This is a genomic window from Saccharopolyspora dendranthemae (assembly GCF_007829955.1).
Lineage (GTDB): Bacteria > Actinomycetota > Actinomycetes > Mycobacteriales > Pseudonocardiaceae > Saccharopolyspora > Saccharopolyspora dendranthemae.
This window is the reverse complement of record NZ_VIWX01000002.1, coordinates 989,096-1,008,568: the sequence shown is the minus strand read 5'-3', so window position 1 is coordinate 1,008,568 and position 19,473 is coordinate 989,096. Positions and strand designations below refer to the sequence as shown.

Annotated in this window: 18 protein-coding genes; 6 read left to right on the top strand and 12 right to left on the bottom strand. The window is 70.0% G+C overall.

The genetic code is table 11. The annotated features are described in order from the left end of the window. Positions 1 to 15 precede the first annotated feature (15 nt). Positions 16 to 1,779: an ABC-ATPase domain-containing protein gene (locus FHU35_RS13410; RefSeq protein WP_145739150.1), complete on the bottom strand. Its 1,764-nt coding sequence runs from the start codon at positions 1,777 to 1,779 to the stop codon at positions 16 to 18. A gap of 291 nt (positions 1,780 to 2,070) precedes the next feature. Between FHU35_RS13410 and FHU35_RS13405 the strand changes: the two genes are divergently transcribed. Then, on the top strand, positions 2,071 to 2,913 hold the full coding sequence (locus FHU35_RS13405; protein ID WP_246110276.1) for a lysozyme: 843 nt from the start codon (positions 2,071 to 2,073) through the stop codon (positions 2,911 to 2,913). A 72-nt stretch (positions 2,914 to 2,985) separates the two neighbouring features. Here the strand turns inward: FHU35_RS13405 and FHU35_RS13400 are convergent, their stop codons facing one another. Beyond that, complete coding sequence (locus FHU35_RS13400; RefSeq protein ID WP_145739148.1) at positions 2,986 to 4,125, bottom strand: LCP family protein; 1,140 nt, start codon at positions 4,123 to 4,125, stop codon at positions 2,986 to 2,988. Positions 4,126 to 4,301: 176 nt separating this feature from the next. Next, positions 4,302 to 5,558 carry an aspartate aminotransferase family protein gene (locus FHU35_RS13395; protein WP_145739145.1) on the bottom strand — a complete coding sequence of 419 codons (1,257 nt, stop codon included), beginning with the start codon at positions 5,556 to 5,558 and terminating at the stop codon, positions 4,302 to 4,304. Positions 5,559 to 5,702: 144 nt separating this feature from the next. On the opposite strand from FHU35_RS13395, the gene FHU35_RS13390 reads away from it, so the two are divergent. Beyond that, complete coding sequence (locus tag FHU35_RS13390; protein ID WP_145739143.1) at positions 5,703 to 7,181, top strand: NAD-dependent succinate-semialdehyde dehydrogenase; 1,479 nt, start codon at positions 5,703 to 5,705, stop codon at positions 7,179 to 7,181. Positions 7,182 to 7,351: 170 nt separating this feature from the next. Here the strand turns inward: FHU35_RS13390 and FHU35_RS13385 are convergent, their stop codons facing one another. The 4 genes from FHU35_RS13385 to FHU35_RS13370 all read right to left on the bottom strand — a co-directional run bounded on the left by FHU35_RS13385 (position 7,352) and on the right by FHU35_RS13370 (position 10,225). Beyond that, a complete protein-coding gene (locus FHU35_RS13385; RefSeq protein ID WP_425474129.1) occupies positions 7,352 to 8,044 on the bottom strand; it encodes a GntR family transcriptional regulator in 693 nt (230 codons plus the stop codon). A gap of 39 nt (positions 8,045 to 8,083) precedes the next feature. After that, entirely contained in the window at positions 8,084 to 8,806 is a 723-nt protein-coding gene (locus FHU35_RS13380) for a maleate cis-trans isomerase family protein (RefSeq protein ID WP_145739139.1), read from the bottom strand. Between the two features lie 149 nt (positions 8,807 to 8,955). Next, entirely contained in the window at positions 8,956 to 9,717 is a 762-nt protein-coding gene (locus tag FHU35_RS13375) for a maleate cis-trans isomerase family protein (RefSeq protein WP_145739137.1), read from the bottom strand. Further along, positions 9,707 to 10,225 (bottom strand): DUF3830 family protein, encoded by a 519-nt coding sequence (locus FHU35_RS13370; RefSeq protein WP_145739135.1) that lies wholly within the window; start codon positions 10,223 to 10,225, stop codon positions 9,707 to 9,709. Before FHU35_RS13370 ends, FHU35_RS13375 begins: the two co-directional genes overlap by 11 nt. A gap of 213 nt (positions 10,226 to 10,438) precedes the next feature. Between FHU35_RS13370 and FHU35_RS13365 the strand changes: the two genes are divergently transcribed. Together FHU35_RS13365 and FHU35_RS13360 are read left to right on the top strand one after the other, a co-directional pair. Beyond that, complete coding sequence (locus FHU35_RS13365; protein WP_145739133.1) at positions 10,439 to 11,407, top strand: D-2-hydroxyacid dehydrogenase; 969 nt, start codon at positions 10,439 to 10,441, stop codon at positions 11,405 to 11,407. A gap of 31 nt (positions 11,408 to 11,438) precedes the next feature. Next, positions 11,439 to 12,845 (top strand): amidase, encoded by a 1,407-nt coding sequence (locus tag FHU35_RS13360; protein ID WP_145739131.1) that lies wholly within the window; start codon positions 11,439 to 11,441, stop codon positions 12,843 to 12,845. 7 nt (positions 12,846 to 12,852) lie between these two features. Here FHU35_RS13360 and FHU35_RS13355 read toward each other — a convergent pair whose 3' ends face one another. Then, a complete protein-coding gene (locus tag FHU35_RS13355; protein ID WP_145739129.1) occupies positions 12,853 to 14,283 on the bottom strand; it encodes an aldehyde dehydrogenase family protein in 1,431 nt (476 codons plus the stop codon). A gap of 68 nt (positions 14,284 to 14,351) precedes the next feature. Next, positions 14,352 to 15,632: an MFS transporter gene (locus FHU35_RS13350; RefSeq protein ID WP_246110275.1), complete on the bottom strand. Its 1,281-nt coding sequence runs from the start codon at positions 15,630 to 15,632 to the stop codon at positions 14,352 to 14,354. A gap of 70 nt (positions 15,633 to 15,702) precedes the next feature. Between FHU35_RS13350 and FHU35_RS13345 the strand changes: the two genes are divergently transcribed. After that, positions 15,703 to 16,377, top strand: a complete 675-nt coding sequence (locus tag FHU35_RS13345; RefSeq protein ID WP_145739127.1) for a GntR family transcriptional regulator — start codon at positions 15,703 to 15,705, stop codon at positions 16,375 to 16,377. Between the two features lie 140 nt (positions 16,378 to 16,517). After that, the gene (locus FHU35_RS13340) at positions 16,518 to 16,922 is read left to right on the top strand and encodes a PAS domain-containing protein (RefSeq protein ID WP_145739125.1); all 405 of its coding nucleotides are present in this window, start codon (positions 16,518 to 16,520) and stop codon (positions 16,920 to 16,922) included. A gap of 28 nt (positions 16,923 to 16,950) precedes the next feature. Here the strand turns inward: FHU35_RS13340 and FHU35_RS13335 are convergent, their stop codons facing one another. The 3 genes from FHU35_RS13335 to FHU35_RS13325 form a co-directional block, all read right to left on the bottom strand. Continuing rightward, entirely contained in the window at positions 16,951 to 18,081 is a 1,131-nt protein-coding gene (locus FHU35_RS13335; RefSeq protein ID WP_145739123.1) for an SPFH domain-containing protein, read from the bottom strand. 21 nt (positions 18,082 to 18,102) lie between these two features. Continuing rightward, positions 18,103 to 18,534 (bottom strand): NfeD family protein, encoded by a 432-nt coding sequence (locus tag FHU35_RS13330; protein ID WP_145739121.1) that lies wholly within the window; start codon positions 18,532 to 18,534, stop codon positions 18,103 to 18,105. Positions 18,535 to 18,604: 70 nt separating this feature from the next. Then, positions 18,605 to 19,411, bottom strand: a complete 807-nt coding sequence (locus FHU35_RS13325) for a DUF3097 domain-containing protein (RefSeq protein ID WP_145739120.1) — start codon at positions 19,409 to 19,411, stop codon at positions 18,605 to 18,607. Positions 19,412 to 19,473: the final 62 nt, after the last annotated feature.

Below are 19,473 nucleotides of genomic sequence, written 5' to 3'. Positions count from 1 at the left end.
GGGGCGGGCAAACCGTCATCGGCTCCGCAAATCCCGCACCTGCAGCACCCGCAACCGGTTGAGCGCCGCAGCGACCTCCAACGGCCTGGGCACCGCGAAATCACCCACGAACTTCTCGTCCACCGCCTCCGCACCGCGCTCGGCGATGTCGGCGGCCAGCACCTGGAGAACCTCGTTGATGCTGCGCTCACCGTCGAGCACGCCTCGCCGCGCACAACTCACCAGCATCAGCCCGATCCCGGTGACCTGCGAGGGATCGACGATCTGCTCCACACCGCGCAGTTCCACCGTGGACTCACCGATGCTCAGCGCGTCGGTGCCCCGGGCGCGGATCTTCGGGCGCTCGGTCGGGATGCACCGCGGCTCGACCACCCGGTGGTGCAGCGGCGGATAGCCCTCGGCCTCGCTGCGCCGGCCGGTGGGCTGGGCCGCCGAGAGCTCCCGGGCACGGCCGGTGACATCCCGCGCCCGGTAGGCATCCAGCATCAGGACCTGGTCGGCGACGTCCATGTAGTCGCCCGAACCACCCATCACCAGCACCGTGGAGACCCCGTGGGTGGCGTGCAGCGGGCGGATGAGGTCCACGAACGGCGTCAGCGGTTCGGCGTCCTTGGCCACCAGCGCCTGCATGCGGGCGTCGCGGATCATCAGGTTGGTGGCCGCGGTGTCCTCGTCGACCAGCAGCACCCCCGCGCCGGCCTCGACGGCCTCGGTGATCGCCGCGGCCTGCGAGGTCGACCCGGAGGCGTTGTCGGTGGAGAAATCGCGCGTGTCGGCCCCCGTGGGCAGGTGCGACACGAACGGGCTGACATCGACCCGGTGCACGCGCCTGCCGTCCTCCGAGCGGATCTTGACGGTGTCGTCGCGCGCCACCACCAGTTCGCGGCCGTCACCGGGAACGTGGTCGTAGACGCCCTGCTCCAAGGCGCGCAGCAGCGTGGACTTGCCGTGGAACCCGCCGCCGACGATCAGGGTGATGCCCTCGGGCACACCCATCCCGCTGATCTCGCCGCGGTGGGGCAGGCGCACCGTCACGCGCATCGATTCCGGCGAAGAGAACGGGACACCACCCGACAGCGGGCGCTCGTCGATGCCGCTGCGGCGCGGCAGGATCGCCCCGTCGGCCACGAACGCCACCAGCCCGAGCTCGTCGAGGGCGGCGCGCAGCGCGTGGGTGTCCTCGACGCTGTCGACGAACTCCCGTGCCCGCTGCTGATCGGCCACCGACCACCGCAACGCGGTCTCCACGGCCTCGGGCAGTGCGTCGCAGAGGGTGTCTTCGGCGGCGCGGCCGTCGATGGTGCGGCCCCGGCCGGGCATGTCGATGCCCATCCGCACCCGCACCGCCCCGTCGCGGATCTGGCAGGAGGAGCGGTCCAGCACCTGCTGGCCGCCCGCGTCGACGCGCAGCCTGCTCTTGCCCAACTGCCGGTGCAGGGCGCGTACCAGGTAGCCGGCCAGCGCGCGGGCACGCACCGGGGTGCTCCACAGCTCGGCGGGCAGGCCCGCGTGCTCGGCGTCGACGGTGACCTGCACGCGGCTGGCCGGAGCGTAGGGGTCGGGCTGGACGCGCTGGACCTGCAGGGTGAACCCGTCGAAGCGCCACGCTCCGGTCAGCGACTTGTAGCGGCCGTAGCTGGCGCCGTGCATGCCCTGCAGCTCGCGCCGCAGCTGGTGCGCGTCGCCGCGCTGCGCGCCGGGATCGCGCTGCTGCTGGGCCTGTGCGTTCCGGGGGCCGCCGTGCCGGGGCCCGCCCCGGCCGCCGTATCGCTGTGCCATGCACACAGGGCTACCTCAGCGGCGCCGGAATCTCCAATCCGCGATGACTCAGGCCACAGTGGATACACAGTGGACCGAGCCGGGCGGCGGGTTCTCGCTGGAAATGCGAAACACTCGCGCGTCGGTATCGGGCGCGGGCGGTGACGTCGGGTTATCCTCTGCGAGCGCGCGCAAGATCAGCCGTCAACGACCTTTCGGGCAGGCCGCGGTGGGGGTTCCTCCGCGGCACCGCCCGCTTCCGCACCGGCATCCCGGCCCAGGGGGTGCCGGTGTCCAGTGAGGAGGCCAGAGATGTTCCCACAGCCCGGTCGTCACCGGCGTCGCGCGGCATCGCCCCGGCGCGCGGGCTCGATGGTGTTACTGGCCGTGGTGGCCGCCCTGGTGGGGGTGGCGTCCCCGGCTCAGGCCGCAGCGCCGCGGCTGGATCCGCACGACCCCAACGGTGCCTGGAGCGGCTACAGCGCGGGCCGCAGCGCCTCGGGTGAGCGCGTCTCCGGTCAGGTTCCGGCGGGGGCGCTGGCGGGACTGGACGTCAGCGGTCACCAGGGGCAGATCGACTGGTCGCGGGCCTACGCCGACGGTGCGCGGTTCGCCTACGTCAAGGCCACCGAGGGCACCGGGTTCCGCAGTTCCTCCTACGCTTCCCAGTACCACGGGGCCGCGGCGGCGGGGATGGTGCGCGGCGCTTACCACTTCGCGTTGCCGGACCGCTCTCCCGGCAGTGCGCAGGCGAACTTCTTCGTCGACAACGGCGGCGGGTGGGCGCCGGGCACGGGGACGTTGCCGGGGGTCCTCGACATCGAGCACAACCCCTACGGCGAGACCTGCTACGGGCTGGACCCGGTGGGGATGTCGCACTGGATCGCGGACTTCTCCAGCACCTACCAGGCGCGCACGGGCCGGTTCCCGATGATCTACACGACGGCGTCGTGGTGGAACCAGTGCACCGGGGGCAACCCCGACTTCGCGGTGAACAATCCACTGTGGATCGCCCGGTACGCGGCGGAGATCGGACCGCTGCCCGCGGGCTGGTCCTACCACTCGATCTGGCAGCACAGCGACGCCGGACCGCTGCCCGGCGGCCAGGACGCCTTCAACGGCGACATGGGACAGCTCAGCGGCCTGGCGGGTTAGCCCGGCCGCCGCGATGTGACGAAGGTGGGCCACCCCGATGATCGGGGTGGCCCACCTTCGTCACGTGCGGGATTACTGGCCGAGCAGTTCCTTCGGGATGGGCTGATCGTTGTTGATCGCGTCGAACATCTGGCGGGCCTCGTCCTTGTCCCAGACGATGACCGACCCGCCGTTGGAGTCCTCACCGAAGTCGCCGAAGGGCACTTGGGTCGTCACACCCTTGCCGCCGCTGACGTCGCCCAGGGCCAGGGCCAGCGACATGAGGTGCCAGATGTGGTCGGAGTCGTTGACCAGGAACGTCTTGCTGGCCCCGGAGGCCAGCGGGAACAGCCGGAAGGGGTTGATCAGGGTGGCGGGGCTGGTGCCCTTGTCGACCAGGGCGCCCAGCACCTTGCGCTGGTTCTCGGCACGTTCCAGGTCGCCACCGTCGAGGGACTTTCGGGCGCGGACGAATCCCAGCGCCTGCGGCCCGTCGAGTTCCTGGCAGCCGGGCTGCAGGTGCACGTTCGCCGGCTCGTCGTCCATCGGCTTGTCCAAGCAGAGGTCGATCCCGCCGACGGCGTCGACGAGGTCGGCGAAGCCGCCCAGCCCGATCTCGGCGTAGTGGTCGATGTGCACGCCGGTGTTCTGCTCGACGGTCTGGGCCAGCAGCTGCGGCCCGCCGAAGGAGAACGCCGAGTTGAGCTTGGTCTTGCCGTGACCGGGGATGGCCACGTAGGAGTCGCGCGGGAGGCTGATCAGCGCCGGCTCGCCACCACCGCTGGGGATGTGCACCAGCATCATCGAGTCGGTGCGACGACCACCGGCGTCACCGGCGGAGAGCTCTTCGCGCTGCGCGTCGTCGAGGCCTTCCCGCGAGTCCGAACCCACCAGCAGCCAGTTGCTTCCCGCCGAATCGCCGGCCTGCCCGGCGAAGTCGAGGGCGGCGGTGCGCTGCAGCATGCTGTCGAAGTAGAACACCAGCGCACCCAGCAGCACCGCGACGATCAGCAGCGCGACACCGATGCGCTTGCCCCAGCTTGCCTTCTTGCGCGGCGGTGGCCGGCGCGGCGGCGGCGGTTGGGGACGGTCGCCGCGCGGGCGCTGTCCGGGTGGAGGCGGCGGCCCGGGGCGCCGCCCCTGCGGGGGCTCACCACCGCGGTAGTAGTCATACCTGTTGCCGCCGCCTTGCGGCCTTCGCCTCGGCGGTCCACCCGCCGACCAGTCGCTCATGTGCACACCTGCGTCGGTTGTTGGCGACGCGTCCCGCACGCGCCGTCGTGTGGCGTGCAGCATTTCAGAAGCACGTCGCGCAGGTGGCCGCCGCTATCGAACAGTAACCCGCGGTTCGGGGTTTGTGCTGGTGGTGGGTGCGAGCAAGATCTCACACCCACCACGTGGCACTGCTCCTAGCGTGCGACGGCCGAGCGAACGGCGGTGGCCCACAGCTCGATGGCGGCGTCGACCTGTTCGGAGGTGACGATCAGCGGGGGGATCATCCGCACCACGTTGCCGTGCGGTCCGCAGGTCAGCAGCAGCAGACCGGCCTCGGCCGCGGCGGCGTGCGCGCGGGCCGCGGTGGCACCGTCCGGGGCGCCGTCGGGCGTGGTGAACTCGTTGCCCAGCATCAGCCCGAGCCCGCGCACATCACCGATGACGGGGTGGTCGGCGGCGACCTTGCGCAGCCCTTCGGCCAGCCGCGCTCCCTGCTCCTCGGCGTTGGCCACGAGCCCTTCCTGCTCCACCACCTCGAGGGTCGCCAGCGCTGCGGCCGCCGCCACGGCGTTGCCGCCGTAGGTGCCGCCCTGCGAACCCGGCCACGCCTTGCTCATCAGCTCCTCGCCGGCGGCGATGGCCGAGATCGGGAAGCCGCTGGCCAGGCCCTTGGCGGTGATGAGGATGTCGGGGCGGATGCCGGCGTGGTCGTGGCCCCAGAAGCGGCCGGTGCGGCCCACACCGGTCTGCACCTCGTCGACGATGAGCAGGATGCCGTGGGCGTCGGCGCGCTGGCGCAGCCCGGCCAGGAACTCCGGAGGCGCGGGGATGTAGCCGCCTTCGCCCAGCACCGGCTCGATGATGATCGCCGCGGTGTCGCGCGGCGAGGTCTGGGTGACCAGCAGCTGGTCGAACTCCGCCAGCGCGCGGCGCACCGCTTCCTCGGTGCTGCACTGCTGCCGGTAGGCCTCCGGGAACGGGGTGAACACCACGCCCGGCATCATCGGGCCGATCCCGGCGCGCACCTTGACGCCGGAGGAGGTCAGCGCGGCCGCGCCCATCGTGCGCCCGTGGAAGCCGCCCTGGAAGGCGATGATGTTCGCCCGTCCGGTGGCGTGTCGCGCCAACCGCACGGACGCTTCGACGGCTTCACTGCCGGAGTTGACGTAGAAGAGGCGGTCGAGGCCCTCGGGCAACACCTGACCGAGTCGTTCGGTGAGATCCAGCAGCGGTTTGTGCATCACCGTTGTGTACTGGCCGTGGATGAGGGTGCCGACCTGGCGCTGGGCGGCCTCGACCACGCGCGGGTGGCAGTGTCCGGTGCTGGTGACACCGATGCCGGCGGTGAAGTCCAGGTAGCGACGGTCGGACTCGTCGTAGAGGTAGACCCCTTCGCCGCGTGCGGCCAGCACCGGGGTCGCCTGCTTGAGCGCCGGGGAGAGCTCCGTCATGATCGACTCCAAGCGTGCAGAATGTAGGATTGTTGACAATCTAGGCAGTCATGCAACCATCAGCAACACCCGGTGTCCACCACCGAAGCGGACTAGGTTGGCAATCAGCACATCCAGTCGACACCCAGGAGGGTTCAGGCAGCGATGACCACCACCCCAACGCACCCCCGCGAGGCGACCGTCGTCGAGGCCGCCCCCAAGCAGCTGTTCATCGCGGGCAAGTGGCGCGACGCCACCGGTGAACGCACCTTCGCCGTCGAGGACCCCGCGACCGGCGCCACCCTCTGCCAGGTCGCCGACGCCTCCCCCGACGACGCCCTGGCCGCCCTGGCCGCCGCGCACGACGCCCAAGCCGACTGGGCCCAGCACCCGCCCCGCGAGCGCGGCGAGATCCTGCGCCGCGCCTACGAGATCCTCATCGAGCGCCGCGAAGACCTCGCCCTGCTGATGACGCTGGAGATGGGCAAACCACTGCCGGAAGCGCGCGGCGAGATCACCTACGCCGCCGAGTTCTTCCGCTGGTTCGCCGAAGAGGGCGTGCGCATCGGCGGCGACTACGCCGTGGCCCCCAACGGCTCGGGCCGCTTCCTGGTCACCCACCAGCCCGTCGGCCCCGCCCTGCTGATCACCCCGTGGAACTTCCCCATGGCCATGGGCACCCGCAAGATCGGGCCCGCGATCGCCGCCGGCTGCACCTCGGTGATCAAACCCGCCCAGCAGACACCCCTGTCGATGCTGGCGCTGGCCGACATCCTGCGCGAAGCCGGACTGCCCGACGGCGTGCTCAACGTCGTCACCTCCGCCAACGCCGGCGGGGTCATGGAACCCATGATCCGGGACCCGCGCGCCCGCAAGCTCTCGTTCACCGGATCCACCGCGATCGGCCGCAAGCTCATCGAGCAGTCCGCCCAGCAGGTCCTCAAGGTTTCCCTCGAACTCGGCGGCAACGCCCCATTCCTCGTGTTCGACGACGCCGACCTCGACGCCGCGGTCGAAGGCGCCATGCAGGCCAAGATGCGCAACATCGGTGAAGCCTGCACCGCCGCCAACCGCTTCTACGTCCACGCCGACGTCGCCCAGGCCTTCTCCGACAAGCTCGCCGAACGGATGTCGTCGCTGACCATCGGCCGCGGCGTCTCCGACGACATCCAGGTCGGGCCGCTCATCGACGGCAAGCAGCTCGACAAGGTCACCGACCTCGTCTCCGACGCCGTCGCCCAAGGCGCCCAGGTCGTCACCGGCGGCGGCAAGCACGGCGGCGACGGCTACTTCTACACCCCCACCGTGCTCACCGATGTTCCCGCCGGAGCGCGCATGGGCCACGAGGAGATCTTCGGGCCGGTCGCCCCGATCACCACCTTCACCGACGAGCGCGAAGCCATCGCCCACGCCAACAACACCGAGTACGGGCTGGTCAGCTACCTGTTCACGCAGAACCTGCAGCGCGGCCTGCGGGTCACCGAAGCGCTGGACACCGGCATGGTCGGCCTCAACCAGGGCATCGTGTCCAACCCGGCCGCGCCCTTCGGCGGCGTGAAGGCCTCCGGTCTGGGCCGTGAGGGCGGCAAGGTCGGCATCGACGAGTTCCTGGAGACCAAGTACGTCTCCATCGGCGGCCTCTGAGCCCTCACGCAGAAAAGGGGTGGGTGAGACCCGACAGGGAATCTCACCCACCCCTTTCGTGGCATTTCCCAGTTTTAGTCCAAACCGAGGACCTTTCGTGCCCGAAATGTCCGCTCAGTTTGGACTAAAACTGGGACCGGCCGCGGCGCACCCGACCGGGAGAGACGTGGTCACTCGGCCATGGAGCCGTTGAGGCGGTCCAAGGCGTCGTTCATGTGCTCCGCCAGACGCGACAGCAGCAGCGCCTCATCACCGGACTCGATGGCATCCACCAAGCCCTTGTGCTCATCGACCAGCGCCTGAACATCGGCGTGGTACTTGTCCTGCAACGCCGTCAGGCACATCCGCTTCTCCACCAGCAACGTCTGCGCCATCCGCTGCAACCGCGCACTGCCGGAGACCCGCACCAGCGTCTCGTGGAACTCCTGATCGGCATCGGCCAGCTCGATCGCATCGCCCTTGCCTGCCGCCGCCACCATCCGCGACTGCGCCGCCGTGAGCTCCGCGACCGCCTCCACCCGGTGATACCGCACGATCTGCTCGCACGCCGCCCGCTCCACCGCCAGCCGCGCCACGTAGATGTCGGCCACGTCCTCGGTGTGCAGATCCATCACGAACAACCCTCGATGCGGCTCGCTGCGCAATAACCCCTCGGCGACCAGCCGCTGCATCGCCTCCCGCAACGGACCCCGGCTCACCCCCAGCCGCGCCGCCAACTCGGCCTCACCCAGCTGCGACCCCGGGGGCAACGACCCGTACATGATCGCCGCCCGCAGCTGATCGGCCACGATCGCCGCAGTGGACTTGCGCTGAACCGGCTCCAACTCACCCGGCTGCTGGCACTGCTCCTCGGTCCCGAGCACTCCGCTCACCATTTCCTTGTTCGCCGGCGACCACCCGGGTCACCGGCCTGCTCCAGTCCGGAACAGCGATCCCAAACCCTCACGCGACAGATTCGCCCCGGCCAGCCGCAACGCCTCCCACGCACTGACCTGGTTGGCGGTCAACACCGGTTTGCCCAGCCGCTGCTCGATCTCGTCGATCCACGCCGCGGTGTGCAGCGCGGTGTCGGGCATCAGCAGCGCCTCGGCCTGGTCGTCGTCGTTGGCCTCGGCGAAGGCCAGCACCTGCTCGCGGCCCAGCGTGCCCACCTCGGCGGCGGTCACGATCCCCCTGCTGGAGAGCCGCACCACCTCCAGGTCCCCGGCGCGCAAGAAGTCCACGAACCTATCGGCCACATCGGCCGGGTACGTCGCAGCCACCGCGACCCGCCGCAACCCCAGCAGGGCGGCGGCGTGCACGAACGCGAACGACGTGCTCGAAGTCGGCAGCCCGGTCACGGCCTGCAGCTTCTCCACCTGCTCGCGCGCACCGGACCAGCCGAAGACGAAGCTGCCCGAGGTGCACGCCCAGATCACCGAGTCCACCGGGCCCAGCGCCCGCGCCCCCTCGGCCAAGACCTCGTCGGAACCCACGTCCAGCAAGGCGTCCACCCGGTGGGCGTCCTCGCGCATCAGCGTGTGCACCAGCGGAAGCCGGACGTCCTCGCCCAGCAGCCGTTCCAAGGTCGGGTAGTCGTCTTCGGCGCTGTAGCCGGGGTACAGAATTCCTGCGGTGTGCGGCACCGGGGAGCTCCATCCTGTTCTCGACGTCCCACAACCACGACCCTGCCGATCCCCGCCCGGCACACCCGAGCGAGGTGTCGATTGTTGACAATGTTACCGCAGGGTTCCCGGCCACCGGAACGTTCGTGACGTCATCTTTACCGCCCCGCTCACGCGGCCGGAGCGTCCACCGCCTGCATCAAACGCTGCTCGGGCCCCATAGCCCGCAGCCCCATCTCGCGCAGCGCCGCCCAGATCGTCACCTGGTTGGCCGTGAGCACCGGCTTGCCCAACTCCTGCTCCAGCGGACCGATCAGGTCGTAGGTGGGCAGGTTGGTGCACGAGATGACCATCGCCTCGGCCTCCGGCCGGTCCGCGGCGCGCACGATCTCCACCACGTCCCGGTAGCTGGTCTTCCAGATCTGACCGTGCAGACCCAGCCCGACGCTCGCGACCACCTCGACCCCGTGCTCGCCCAGGAAGGCGCGCAACCGATCGGTGATGCTCACGACGTAGGGCGTCGCGATCGCCACGCTGCTCACCCCGAGCGCCTCCAGCGCCTGCACCAGCGCACCGGAGGTGGTCACCGCGGCCGGCGCACCGGCATCGCGCATGACCTCCACCAGCCGCCGCTGCCCTCCGGCACCGTCGACGAAGCTGCCGGAGGTGCACGCGTAGGCCACCACCTCCGGTTCCGGCACCAGCAGGTCGCGGGTGGCCGCGTGCACCGAGGCCTCGTCGGAGACCAGGTTGGCCTGCTCGACGCTGACCGGCACCGGCACGAACGCCGTGCGCGTGAGGTGCAGCGACACCTCCTCCGGCGCCCACCGCCACAGCTCGCGGTCCAACGCCAGGTCGAACGGTGCGATCACGCCCACACCGCGCTGCCGCACCGGTCCGCTCACCGCACCGAGAAAGTCATCAAGTGGCATGGCGACCCCCGATCGAACCCTCGAAGCGGTCGTAGCGCAGGGTTTCCCCGACGCTGCCCGAACGCCACACGTCGTTGCACGCCTCGGCCATCTCGGCCAGGCCCTCGACGATGGTGGCGTAGACGTTGCCGGGCACCCAGCCCACGTCGCCGTTGAGCAGCAGGTTGTTGCGCCCGTAGAAGATCGCCAGGTCGATCACCCCTGGCAGGCTCTCGATCCCCTTGTCCTGCTTGAACTCCCGATCCAGCATGCCGCCGGGGAAGGAGAAGTAGACGACGTCGCCCGGGATCGGCGTGACGGTCGGGTTCTCCTGGCCCGGTTCGGTCTCGGCGAAGCGCGGCACCATCGTGTAGATCTCGTTGCGGGCGTACTTGGCGTGATGCACCGGCCCGACCTGCGGCAGCGCGTTCCACACCGCTTCGCAGGTCCGGGGGGCATCGGCGTCGAGCAGCTCCGCGACGCAGGACACGCCCCGCTTCTCCAGCGTGATCGACAGGTACCTGGGCATTCGTGATCCATTCCTCGGGTGTGGACACCATCAATTCTCCCCCGGACCGGACCTGCCGTCGCCAGTGGATTGTTGACAATCCTACGAACCGTTCCTAGCGTGTCAATGCCTTCACCGAATGCTCGTTCTCACCCGCCCAGCGCAGGGCAAACACGCACCCGACCGGCGTGGGAGACGATCACCCGACACCCCTTCGGCCTTAAGGTCATCGCCATGGTCCACACCCGCCCCACCGTCGTCGCCCTCCACGACGGCGACGCCCCCGACGAGATGGCTCGCATCGCCGAACACGCCGACCTGCGCTACGCCACCGGCGACCAACTGCCCGAAGCCCTGCCCGGCGCCGATGCCATGTTCGTGTGGGCCTTCCGCTCCCAAGCCATCGCCGACGCCTGGCCGCACGCCGACCAACTCCGCTGGATCCACTCCGCCAGCGCCGGAGTCGACCGCCTGCTGTTCCCCGAACTGCGCGACTCCCCCGTGCAGCTCACCAACTCACGCGGCGTGTTCGACCAGCCCATCGCCGAATACGTCCTGGGCACCGTGCTCACCTTCGCCAAGGACATGCACACCACCCTGCGCCTGCAAGACGCCAAGCAGTGGAAGCACCGCGTCACCGAACGCATCGAAGGCAAAACCGCGCTCGTCATCGGCACCGGCCCCATCGGACGCGCCATCGCCCGCCAGCTCACCGCAGCAGGACTGCGCGTCACCGGCGCCGGCCGCACCGCCAGGACCGGCGACCCCGACTTCGGCGACGTCCACGCCTCCGACGACCTGCCCGCGATCGCAGGCGACTACGACCACCTCGTGCTCGCCGCACCCCTGACCCCCCAAACCCACGGGCTCATCAACGCAGACGTCCTGGCCGCCATGCGCCCCACCGCCCGGTTCATCAACGTCGGCCGCGGCGAACTCGTCGACCAACCCGCCCTCGTCACAGCCCTCCAGCAGCACCACATCGCCGGCGCCGCGCTCGACGTCTTCGACACCGAACCCCTCCCCCAGGAATCACCCCTGTGGGACATGCCCCACGTGCTGATCTCCCCCCACATGTCCGGCGACACCGTCGGCTGGACCGACGAACTCGTCGACCTGTTCCTGACCAACCTGCGCGCCTTCACCGACGACACCGACCTGCGCAACGTCGTCGACAAACAACGCGGCTACGTCACCGGCTGAGACCTACCCCAGGCGCACACCAGGAGACGTCATGGCCAACACCCAGCCCGCCGAGCTGCCCGCCACCGAGCTGCTGGCCGCCTACGCCGCCGGAACCCTCTCACCCGTCGAAGCGTGCGAAGCCGTCCTGCAACGCATCGACGACCACGACCCCGCCCTCAACGCCTACTGCCTCGTCGACCCCGACACCGCGCTGCACGCCGCACGCGAATCCGAGGACCGCTGGCACCGCGGTCAACCCGCCGGCCGACTCGACGGAGTCCCCACCTCCATCAAGGACATCTTCCTCACCCGCGGGTGGCCCACCCTGCGCGGCTCCCGCACCGTCGACGCCGCAGGCCCCTGGAACGAAGACGCCCCCGCCGTCGGCAACCTCCGCCGCGAAAACTCCGTCCTGCTCGGCAAGACCACCATGCCCGAACTCGCCTGGAAAGCCGTCACCGACAGCCCCCGCCACGGCACCACCCGCAACCCCTGGAACACCGCCCGCACCGCGGGAGGCTCCTCCGGCGGAGCCGCAGCCGCCGTCGCCACCGGCATGGGCCCGCTCGCACTGGGCACCGACGGCGGTGGATCCGTGCGCATCCCCGCCTCCTTCTGCGGCATCGCCACCATCAAACCCACCTACGGCCGCATCCCCCTCTACCCCGCGAGCCCCTTCGGCACCCTCTCCCACGCCGGCCCGATGACCACCACCATCACCGACGCCGCCCTCATGCTCGACGTCCTGGCCCAACCCGACGTCCGCGACTGGTCGGCACTGCCCGCACCCACCGGCTCCTACATCGACCACCTCGGCGGCGGAGTCGCCGGCCTGCGCATCGCCGTGAGCACCGACCTCGGCTTCACCACCCACGTCGACCCCCAGATCACCCGCGCTATCACCCGAGCCGCCCGCACCTTCAGCGACCTCGGCGCCCACGTCGACCAAGCCGACCCCGACATCACCGACCCCATCGAGGACTTCCACGTCCTCTGGTTCGCCGGCGCCGCCAAAGCCACCCAGCACCTCACCGACGCCCAGCGCGAACTCCTCGACCCCGGCCTCGCCGACATCTGCCGCCAAGGCCTCACCTACACCGCCCAGGACTACCTCGAAGCCACCAACACCCGCATGACCCTCGGCCAGCGCATGGGCGCCTTCCAGCAGACCTACGACCTGCTGCTGACCCCCACCGTCGGCATCCCGCCCTTCCAGGCAGACCGCGAATCACCCACCGAAGGCGACCGCTGGACCACCTGGACGCCCTTCACCTACCCCTTCAACATGACCCAGCAACCCGCCGCCAGCATCCCCTGCGGCCACACCGACGACGGCCTGCCCATCGGCCTGCAGATCATCGCCCCACGCCACGCCGACGCACTCGTCCTGCGCGCAGCCCACGCCTACGAACAGACCCACCCCTGGCCGCGCACCACCACACCCCGCCAGAACTGACCCGCGCTCACTCCCACGCCGACATCACGTGCTTGATGCGCGTGTAGTCCTCCAAGCCGTGCAACCCGAAATCCCGCGCCGACGCCGAATGCTTGAAACCCGAATGCGGCATCTCCGCCACCAGGCAATCGTGCGCGTTGATCCACACCGTCCCCGCCTGCAACCTCCGCGACAACCGCATCGCACGACCGTGATCGCGAGTCCACACGCTCGCCGTCAACCCGTAGCGCACCCCGTTGGCCAACTCCACCGCCTCGGCCTCACCCGCGAACGACTGCACCGCCACCACCGGCCCCAACACCTCGTGCTGCACCAGCTCGTCGTCCTGCTCAGCACCCGCCACCACCGTGGCCTCCAAGAAGAAACCCCGCTCACCGCGACGACGACCCCCGGCCACCACGCGCGCGTGCTCCGGCAACCGCTCCAACCGGTCCAGCACCAACTCCAGCTGACCGGCGCTGTTGAGCGGACCGAACGCCGCATCCGCGTCCTGCGGAGGACCAGGCCGCAACCGGCCCGCCCACTCCACCAGCCGCTCCACGAACTCCTCGCGCACCTCCGCGGCCACCAGAACCCTGCTCGCCGCCGTGCAGCTCTGACCCGCGTTGCCGAACGCCGCCACCGCGATCCGCTCCGCCGCCCGATCCAGATCCGCATCCGCGAACACCACCGCAGGCGCCTTACCACCCAACTGCAGATGCGCCCGCTTCAGATCCGCCGCCGCCGAACCCGCGACCTCCATCCCCGACCGCACCGTCCCGGTGATCGAGAACATCCCCGGCACCTCGTGCGCCACCATCGCCCGACCGCTGTCGCGATCACCGCACACCACGTTGAGCACACCCGGAGGCAAGAACTCCCCCGCCAACTCACCCAGCAACACCGCGCTCACCGGCGTCGTCTCCGCGGGCTTGAGCACCACCACGTTGCCCGCCGCCACCGCGGGCCCCACCTTCGCCGCCGCCTGCAACAACGGGTGCGTCCACGACGTCACCGCCGCGCACACCCCGATCGGCTCCCGACGCGTGAACGACGTGTGCCCCGGCAGGTACTCACCACCCGCCGCAGCACCCTCCGCCCGCGCGGCACCGGCGTAGAAGCGCAGCAGATCCACCGCCATCGGCAGCTCCTGCGAACGCACCACCTCGAACGGCTTGCCGGTGTTGCGGCACTCCGCCAGCACCAGCTCCTCACTGCGCTCCAGCACCGCATCGGCGATGCCCAGCAACGCCTCCTGCCGACTTCGCGGCGTGACCTGCGACCAGGACTCGAACGCCTCCGCCGCCACCGGCATCACCGCATCGACATCCACCCACCGGGTCAGCGGCGCGGTCGCGTACTGCTCACCGGTGCTGGGATCCAGCACCGGCAACGTCGCACCGTCGGCCGCCACCGCGGACTTGCCACCCACCAGGTTGCGCAGTTCCCACGCCGTCACGCCACACGCCTCCGTAACCGAAGCCGACCGCCGCTGGCCGGCCACCCACCGAGGCTAACGCGACCAGCTCACGACAGGGAGCGGTCCCGCAACCACCACTGCGACACCGAACCGATCACCAGCAGCACCAGCACCGGCACGAACGCCCACCGGTAACCCACCGCCGGATCCAGACCCGACACCAGCTCCAGCACGGCGCCCACCAGCAGCTGGATCAGCACCGCAGCGCTGAAACCACCCATGTTCACCACACCCGTGGCAGTGCCCGACCGGTGCTCGGCGTTGGCCGTGCGCGCACCGTCGAAGGCCAGCATCGCCGCACCACCGGACACACCGACCGCCAGCAACGCCACCACCAGCAGCGGCATCGGCAGCACACCCGGCCATCCGACCATCACCGCCCACACGGCGACCACCACCAACGACAACCCGAACGTGTAGCGCTCACGGCGACGCGGACGCCCCGACACGTACTGGCCCGCGAACCACGTGCCCGCGACGAAACCGAGCACGCTCAGCAGCAGCAGGGATCCGACCTCCGACTGGCCGTGCCCCTGCGCCGAGCTCAGCCACGGACCGCCCCACAGCGTGGTGATCGCGACGAACTGGGCCATCAGAACGAAGTGCGTCCAGAACGAGTGCTGGGTGCCGCGCTGCGCGACGACCACCCGCAGGCTGTGGCGGATCCGCTCGGACACCGGCTCCGAGTGCTCCGCGCGATCGTGAGCCGCCACGTCGCGATCCCGGATGATCAGCGCCGCCGCCAGGCCCAGAGCGGCGGTCAGCGCCGCAGCACCCAGGAACGTCGGCACCCACCCCAGCGAGTGCAGCGACAGGCTCAGCGGCAACGTCGAGACGACCTGCCCGAGTCCGCCCGCCAGTCCGGTCAGCGCGGCGACCTTGCCGTAGCGGTGCGGCGGGAACCAGTGCGCGGCCAGCCGCAGCACGTTGGTGAACATGAACGCGTCGCCGAAACCGATCAGCATCCGCCCGGCGATCCCGCCGACGATCGAACCGCTCAGCGCGAACACCGCCGACCCGAGCGCCAGGGCGACCATGCCGCCCGTGATGACCTTGCGCGGGCCGAGGCGGTCGGCCAGCAGGCCCGCCGGGATCTGCAGCACCAGGTACACGCCCAGCTGCAACGCGGAGAACAGCGCCAGCACGCCCGGCCCGGAGTCGAAGCGCTGCAGCGCCTCCGGTGCGGCCACCCCCAGCCCTGCCCGGTGGAACAGCGCTGCGCAGTAGCAGAGAGCTCCTACGCCCCAGACCAGCCAGGCCATGCGAGGTCCAGCCCCTCGCTGCTGGGCACCCGCGTGCTGCGGTGGCGCTTCGACCGTCGTGGACACCGTGCTACCCCTCCCTGGAAAAGACTTGTATCCATCATAGATACAAGATGGGTGGAAGTAGGATGCACACGTGTCGAGCGCAACAACATCCGAAACCCCGGCAGCAGACCGCGCGTACCAGCACGTCAAGACCGGACTCCTGGACGGCAGCTTCCCCGACGGCGAGCTGCTCAGCGAAGGAGAGGTGGCAGGCACCCTGCAGATGTCGCGCACACCCGTCCGCGAGGCGTTTTTGCGCCTCCAATCGGAGGGATTCCTCAAGCTCTACCCCAAGCGCGGAGCGCTCGTCGTGCCGGTCAGCGCGACCGAAGCCCGCGCGCTGATCGAGGCCCGCCTCGCGCTGGAGAGCTTCGCCATCGACAAGCTCGCCATCGAAGGCGCCGACGCGATGTCGGCCATCGGCCGCCGGCTGGCCGAACACCCCGCCTGCGACGGCACCGAGCTCAGCGACGCCGAGATGCACGTCGCCGACCGCGCCTTCCACGCCACCCTGGTCGACGCCGCGGCCAACCCCGTGGTCACCGACCTCTACAACACCTTGCGCGACAAGCAGATGCGCATCACCTCCACCGCGCGCACCCACTCCCAACGCGACCGCATCACCCACCAGCACGCCGAGCTCGCCCACACCCTCGCGGCCGGCGACGCCGAGGCGACCAAGACGCTCCTCCGCGAGCACCTGCTAGGAACCGTCCGAGCACTCGGCATCTCCGGCGGCCCCTACCTCGACCCGTCCGACACCTGAGCCGACCTCTCCTGTCGCAGCGGTTTGGGTTGCACTTCTCGTACCGGATCTCGACGGCGAAGCATTAATTTCGGTTCGCACTGAAACTGCAGATGCAATAAACCGGTGCGGACGTGCTGATCAAGCCGCATTCTTTGTTCATGAACAACACCGAGCACCGCTCAGCCCTGGTCGTCGCCGACACCAGCGGCCGAATCGCCCACTTCAACGACGACGCGGAACTGCTCTTCGGGCACACGGCGGACGACGCGCACGGCGCCTCGCTCGATCTGATCGTGCCCCCGGAGCACCGGCAGGCTCACTGGGAGGGGTTCCACCGCGCGATGCGGACCGCCCGAGCCGGGCTCGAAGGCACCGCGATCCACCTGCCGGTCATCTGCGGCGACGGGGAGATCCGGGTCTTCCCCGGCGTTTTCGGCGTGCTGCGCGACCCCTTCGGCAACGCCGTCGGCGCGGTCGCCACCTACGCGCCGGCGCACCAGGACGCGCAACCGTTCACGCCCCTCGGCGAACCCGCCCAACAAGAACGTCCCGGCGCCGGATGACCGGCACCGGGACGCGAACAACAGCGAATCAGCCCTGTTCCGGCGACTGCGACATGTTCGCCGGCGGAACCTCCTTGCGTGCCACCGCCTCGGCCGCGCGCACCGCTTCGGCGACCTCGGGGTTGGTGGTGGTGTCGAACCACGCCTGCACCGACTCCTCGACCGCCTCGGCCGGCGGAGCCTCGGTCGTGTCCTCCGACGGCTCGTAGCGGAACACACCGTCGGCACCCGGCTCGCCCAGCATCTTCGCGAAGCCCTCCAGGGACTTCCCGAAATCGCTGGGCACCACCCACACCTTGTTGGCGTCACCCTGCGCCATCTGCGGCAACGTCTGCAGGTACTGGTAGGCCAGCAGCTCCGGCGTCGGCTTGGAACGCTTGACCGCCGCGAAGACCTTCTCGATGGCCTTCGCCTGCCCCTGCGACTGCAGGTACTGACTGGCCCGCTCACCCTGCGCCCGCAGGATGCTGGACTGCCGGTCGGCCTCGGCGGCCAGGATCGCCGCCTGCTTCTCGCCTTCCGCCGCCAGGATCGCCGACTGCTTCTGCCCCTCGGCGGTCTTGATCGACGACTCCCGGGTGCCCTCCGCGTTGAGGATCATCGCGCGCTTCTCCCGGTCGGCGCGCATCTGCTTCTCCATCGAGTCCTTGATCGACGGCGGCGGGTCGATCGCCTTGAGCTCCACGCGCGCGACCCGGATCCCCCACCGGCCGGTCTCGGTGTCGAGCACCCCGCGCAGCTGCGTGTTGATCGCATCCCGCGAGGTCAGCGTCTCCTCCAGGCTCATCGCACCGACCACGTTGCGCAGCGTCGTGGTGGTCAGCTGCTCCACCGCCACGATGTAGTTGGAGATCTCGTAGACCGCCGCGCGCGCATCGGTGACCTGGAAGTACACCACCGTGTCGATCGACACCGTCAAGTTGTCCTGGGTGATCACCGGCTGCGGCGGAAACGACACGACCTGCTCCCGCAGATCGATGCGCGCCCGCACCTTGTCGAAGAACGGCACCAGCATGTTCAGGCCCGGCTGCGCCACCGTCCGGAAGCGGCCCAGCCGCTCGACCACCGCCGACTGCGCCTGCGGCACCACCATCACGGCCTTCACCACGACGATGAGCACCAGCAGCACCACGACCAGGAGCGCGATCAGTTCAGGCATCCCCACAAAGCCTCATCTCCCTCAGGGCTCGGCCCACACCACGGCAGTGGCGCCCGCGATCTCCATGACGGTGACCGTGCGACCGACCTCGATTACCTGGGTGTCGTCCAGCGACCTCGCCGACCACAGCTGGCCCTCGATGCTGACCCGACCACCCTGTCCATCCACTGTGGACTCCACCCGCGCCTGCTTGCCCACCAGGGCGTCCACGTTCGTCTTGAGCTCCCGCTGCTCGGTCATGCGCCGCTTCAACGCCGGCCGAGCCATCAGCACCAGCCCCAGCGCCAGCACCGCGAACACCGCGACGTCCACGCCCAAAGGCATCCCGAGCGCCGAACTACCGGCGGCCCCCAGAGCCGCGGCACCGAGCATGACCAGCACGAAGTCGCCGGAGAGCACCTCGGCACCGATCAGCAGCACCCCGGCGATCAGCCAGAGCAGCGCAGGAGTCATGCATCCATCCTGGCACGCGCGACCCAGGTCGTCCCGGCATTCGCGGCCACGTGATCAAGGTGTGACCGCATCACTCCGGCGCGGTCACGAAATCGATCAGCTGCTCGACCGCCGACAGCAGCGGCGCCTCGACGTCCCGGAAACCGGTGGCACCTGCCAGCACGCGCCGCCAGCCCTCCGCGGGCTCACCCCACCCCAGGCGGGAGCACACGCCCTGCTTCCAGTCCTGCCCGCGCGGCACCTGCGGCCACTCCGGGATCCCCACCGCGGCCGGTTTCACCGCCTCCCACACGTCCACGTAGGGATGACCGGTGATCATGACGTGCTCGTCGGCGATGCCCTCGACGAGACGGGATTCCTTGCTGCCGGGCACCAGGTGGTCGACCAGCACCCCGACCCGCCGTCCCGGCTCCGGCCCGAACTCCGCCAGCAGCCCCGGCAGATCGTCCACGCCGTGCAACGGCTCCACGACCACGCCTTCCACCCGGAGGTCGTGGCCCCAGATCCGCTCCACCAGCTCCGCGTCGTGCAACCCCTCCACCCAGATCCGGCTCCCCCGGGCCGTCCGGGCTCGCAGGCCCTCGACCTTCACCGAACCCGAAGCCGACCGGGCAGGCGCCGCGGGCGACACCGCGGCCGCCGGAACCAACGTCGCGGGCTTGCCCTCGTGCAGGAACGCCGCCGGGCGCATCGGGAACAGCCGTTGCTTGCCGTGCCGGTCCTCCAGCACGACGTTGCCCTTCTCCACCCGCAGGACCGCACCGCAGAAACCGCTGGCCGCGTCCTCCACCACCAGACCCGGTTCAGCGGGGATCTCCGGCACCTTCTTGCGCCGCGAGCCCGAGAGGATGTCCCGTCCATAATCAACCGACCGCACGATCAACACGGTAATCCGATCGTGGTGGGTGATGGTGCCGCCACGCCGGACGATCACCGCGA

What these genes read in the sequence shown, in the direction of transcription:
- FHU35_RS13410 (WP_145739150.1), bottom strand. Translation starts at nt 1,779, where the DNA reads ATGGCACAGCGATACGGCGGCCGGGGCGGGCCCCGGCACGGCGGCCCC.
- FHU35_RS13370 (WP_145739135.1), bottom strand. Translation starts at nt 10,225, where the DNA reads ATGCCCAGGTACCTGTCGATCACGCTGGAGAAGCGGGGCGTGTCCTGC.
- FHU35_RS13390 (WP_145739143.1), top strand. Translation starts at nt 5,703, where the DNA reads ATGACCACCACCCCAACGCACCCCCGCGAGGCGACCGTCGTCGAGGCC.
- FHU35_RS13365 (WP_145739133.1), top strand. Translation starts at nt 10,439, where the DNA reads ATGGTCCACACCCGCCCCACCGTCGTCGCCCTCCACGACGGCGACGCC.
- FHU35_RS13335 (WP_145739123.1), bottom strand. Translation starts at nt 18,081, where the DNA reads ATGCCTGAACTGATCGCGCTCCTGGTCGTGGTGCTGCTGGTGCTCATC.
- FHU35_RS13400 (WP_145739148.1), bottom strand. Translation starts at nt 4,125, where the DNA reads ATGAGCGACTGGTCGGCGGGTGGACCGCCGAGGCGAAGGCCGCAAGGC.
- FHU35_RS13375 (WP_145739137.1), bottom strand. Translation starts at nt 9,717, where the DNA reads ATGCCACTTGATGACTTTCTCGGTGCGGTGAGCGGACCGGTGCGGCAG.
- FHU35_RS13395 (WP_145739145.1), bottom strand. Translation starts at nt 5,558, where the DNA reads ATGACGGAGCTCTCCCCGGCGCTCAAGCAGGCGACCCCGGTGCTGGCC.
- FHU35_RS13360 (WP_145739131.1), top strand. Translation starts at nt 11,439, where the DNA reads ATGGCCAACACCCAGCCCGCCGAGCTGCCCGCCACCGAGCTGCTGGCC.
- FHU35_RS13405 (WP_246110276.1), top strand. Translation starts at nt 2,071, where the DNA reads ATGTTCCCACAGCCCGGTCGTCACCGGCGTCGCGCGGCATCGCCCCGG.
- FHU35_RS13340 (WP_145739125.1), top strand. Translation starts at nt 16,518, where the DNA reads ATGAACAACACCGAGCACCGCTCAGCCCTGGTCGTCGCCGACACCAGC.
- FHU35_RS13330 (WP_145739121.1), bottom strand. Translation starts at nt 18,534, where the DNA reads ATGACTCCTGCGCTGCTCTGGCTGATCGCCGGGGTGCTGCTGATCGGT.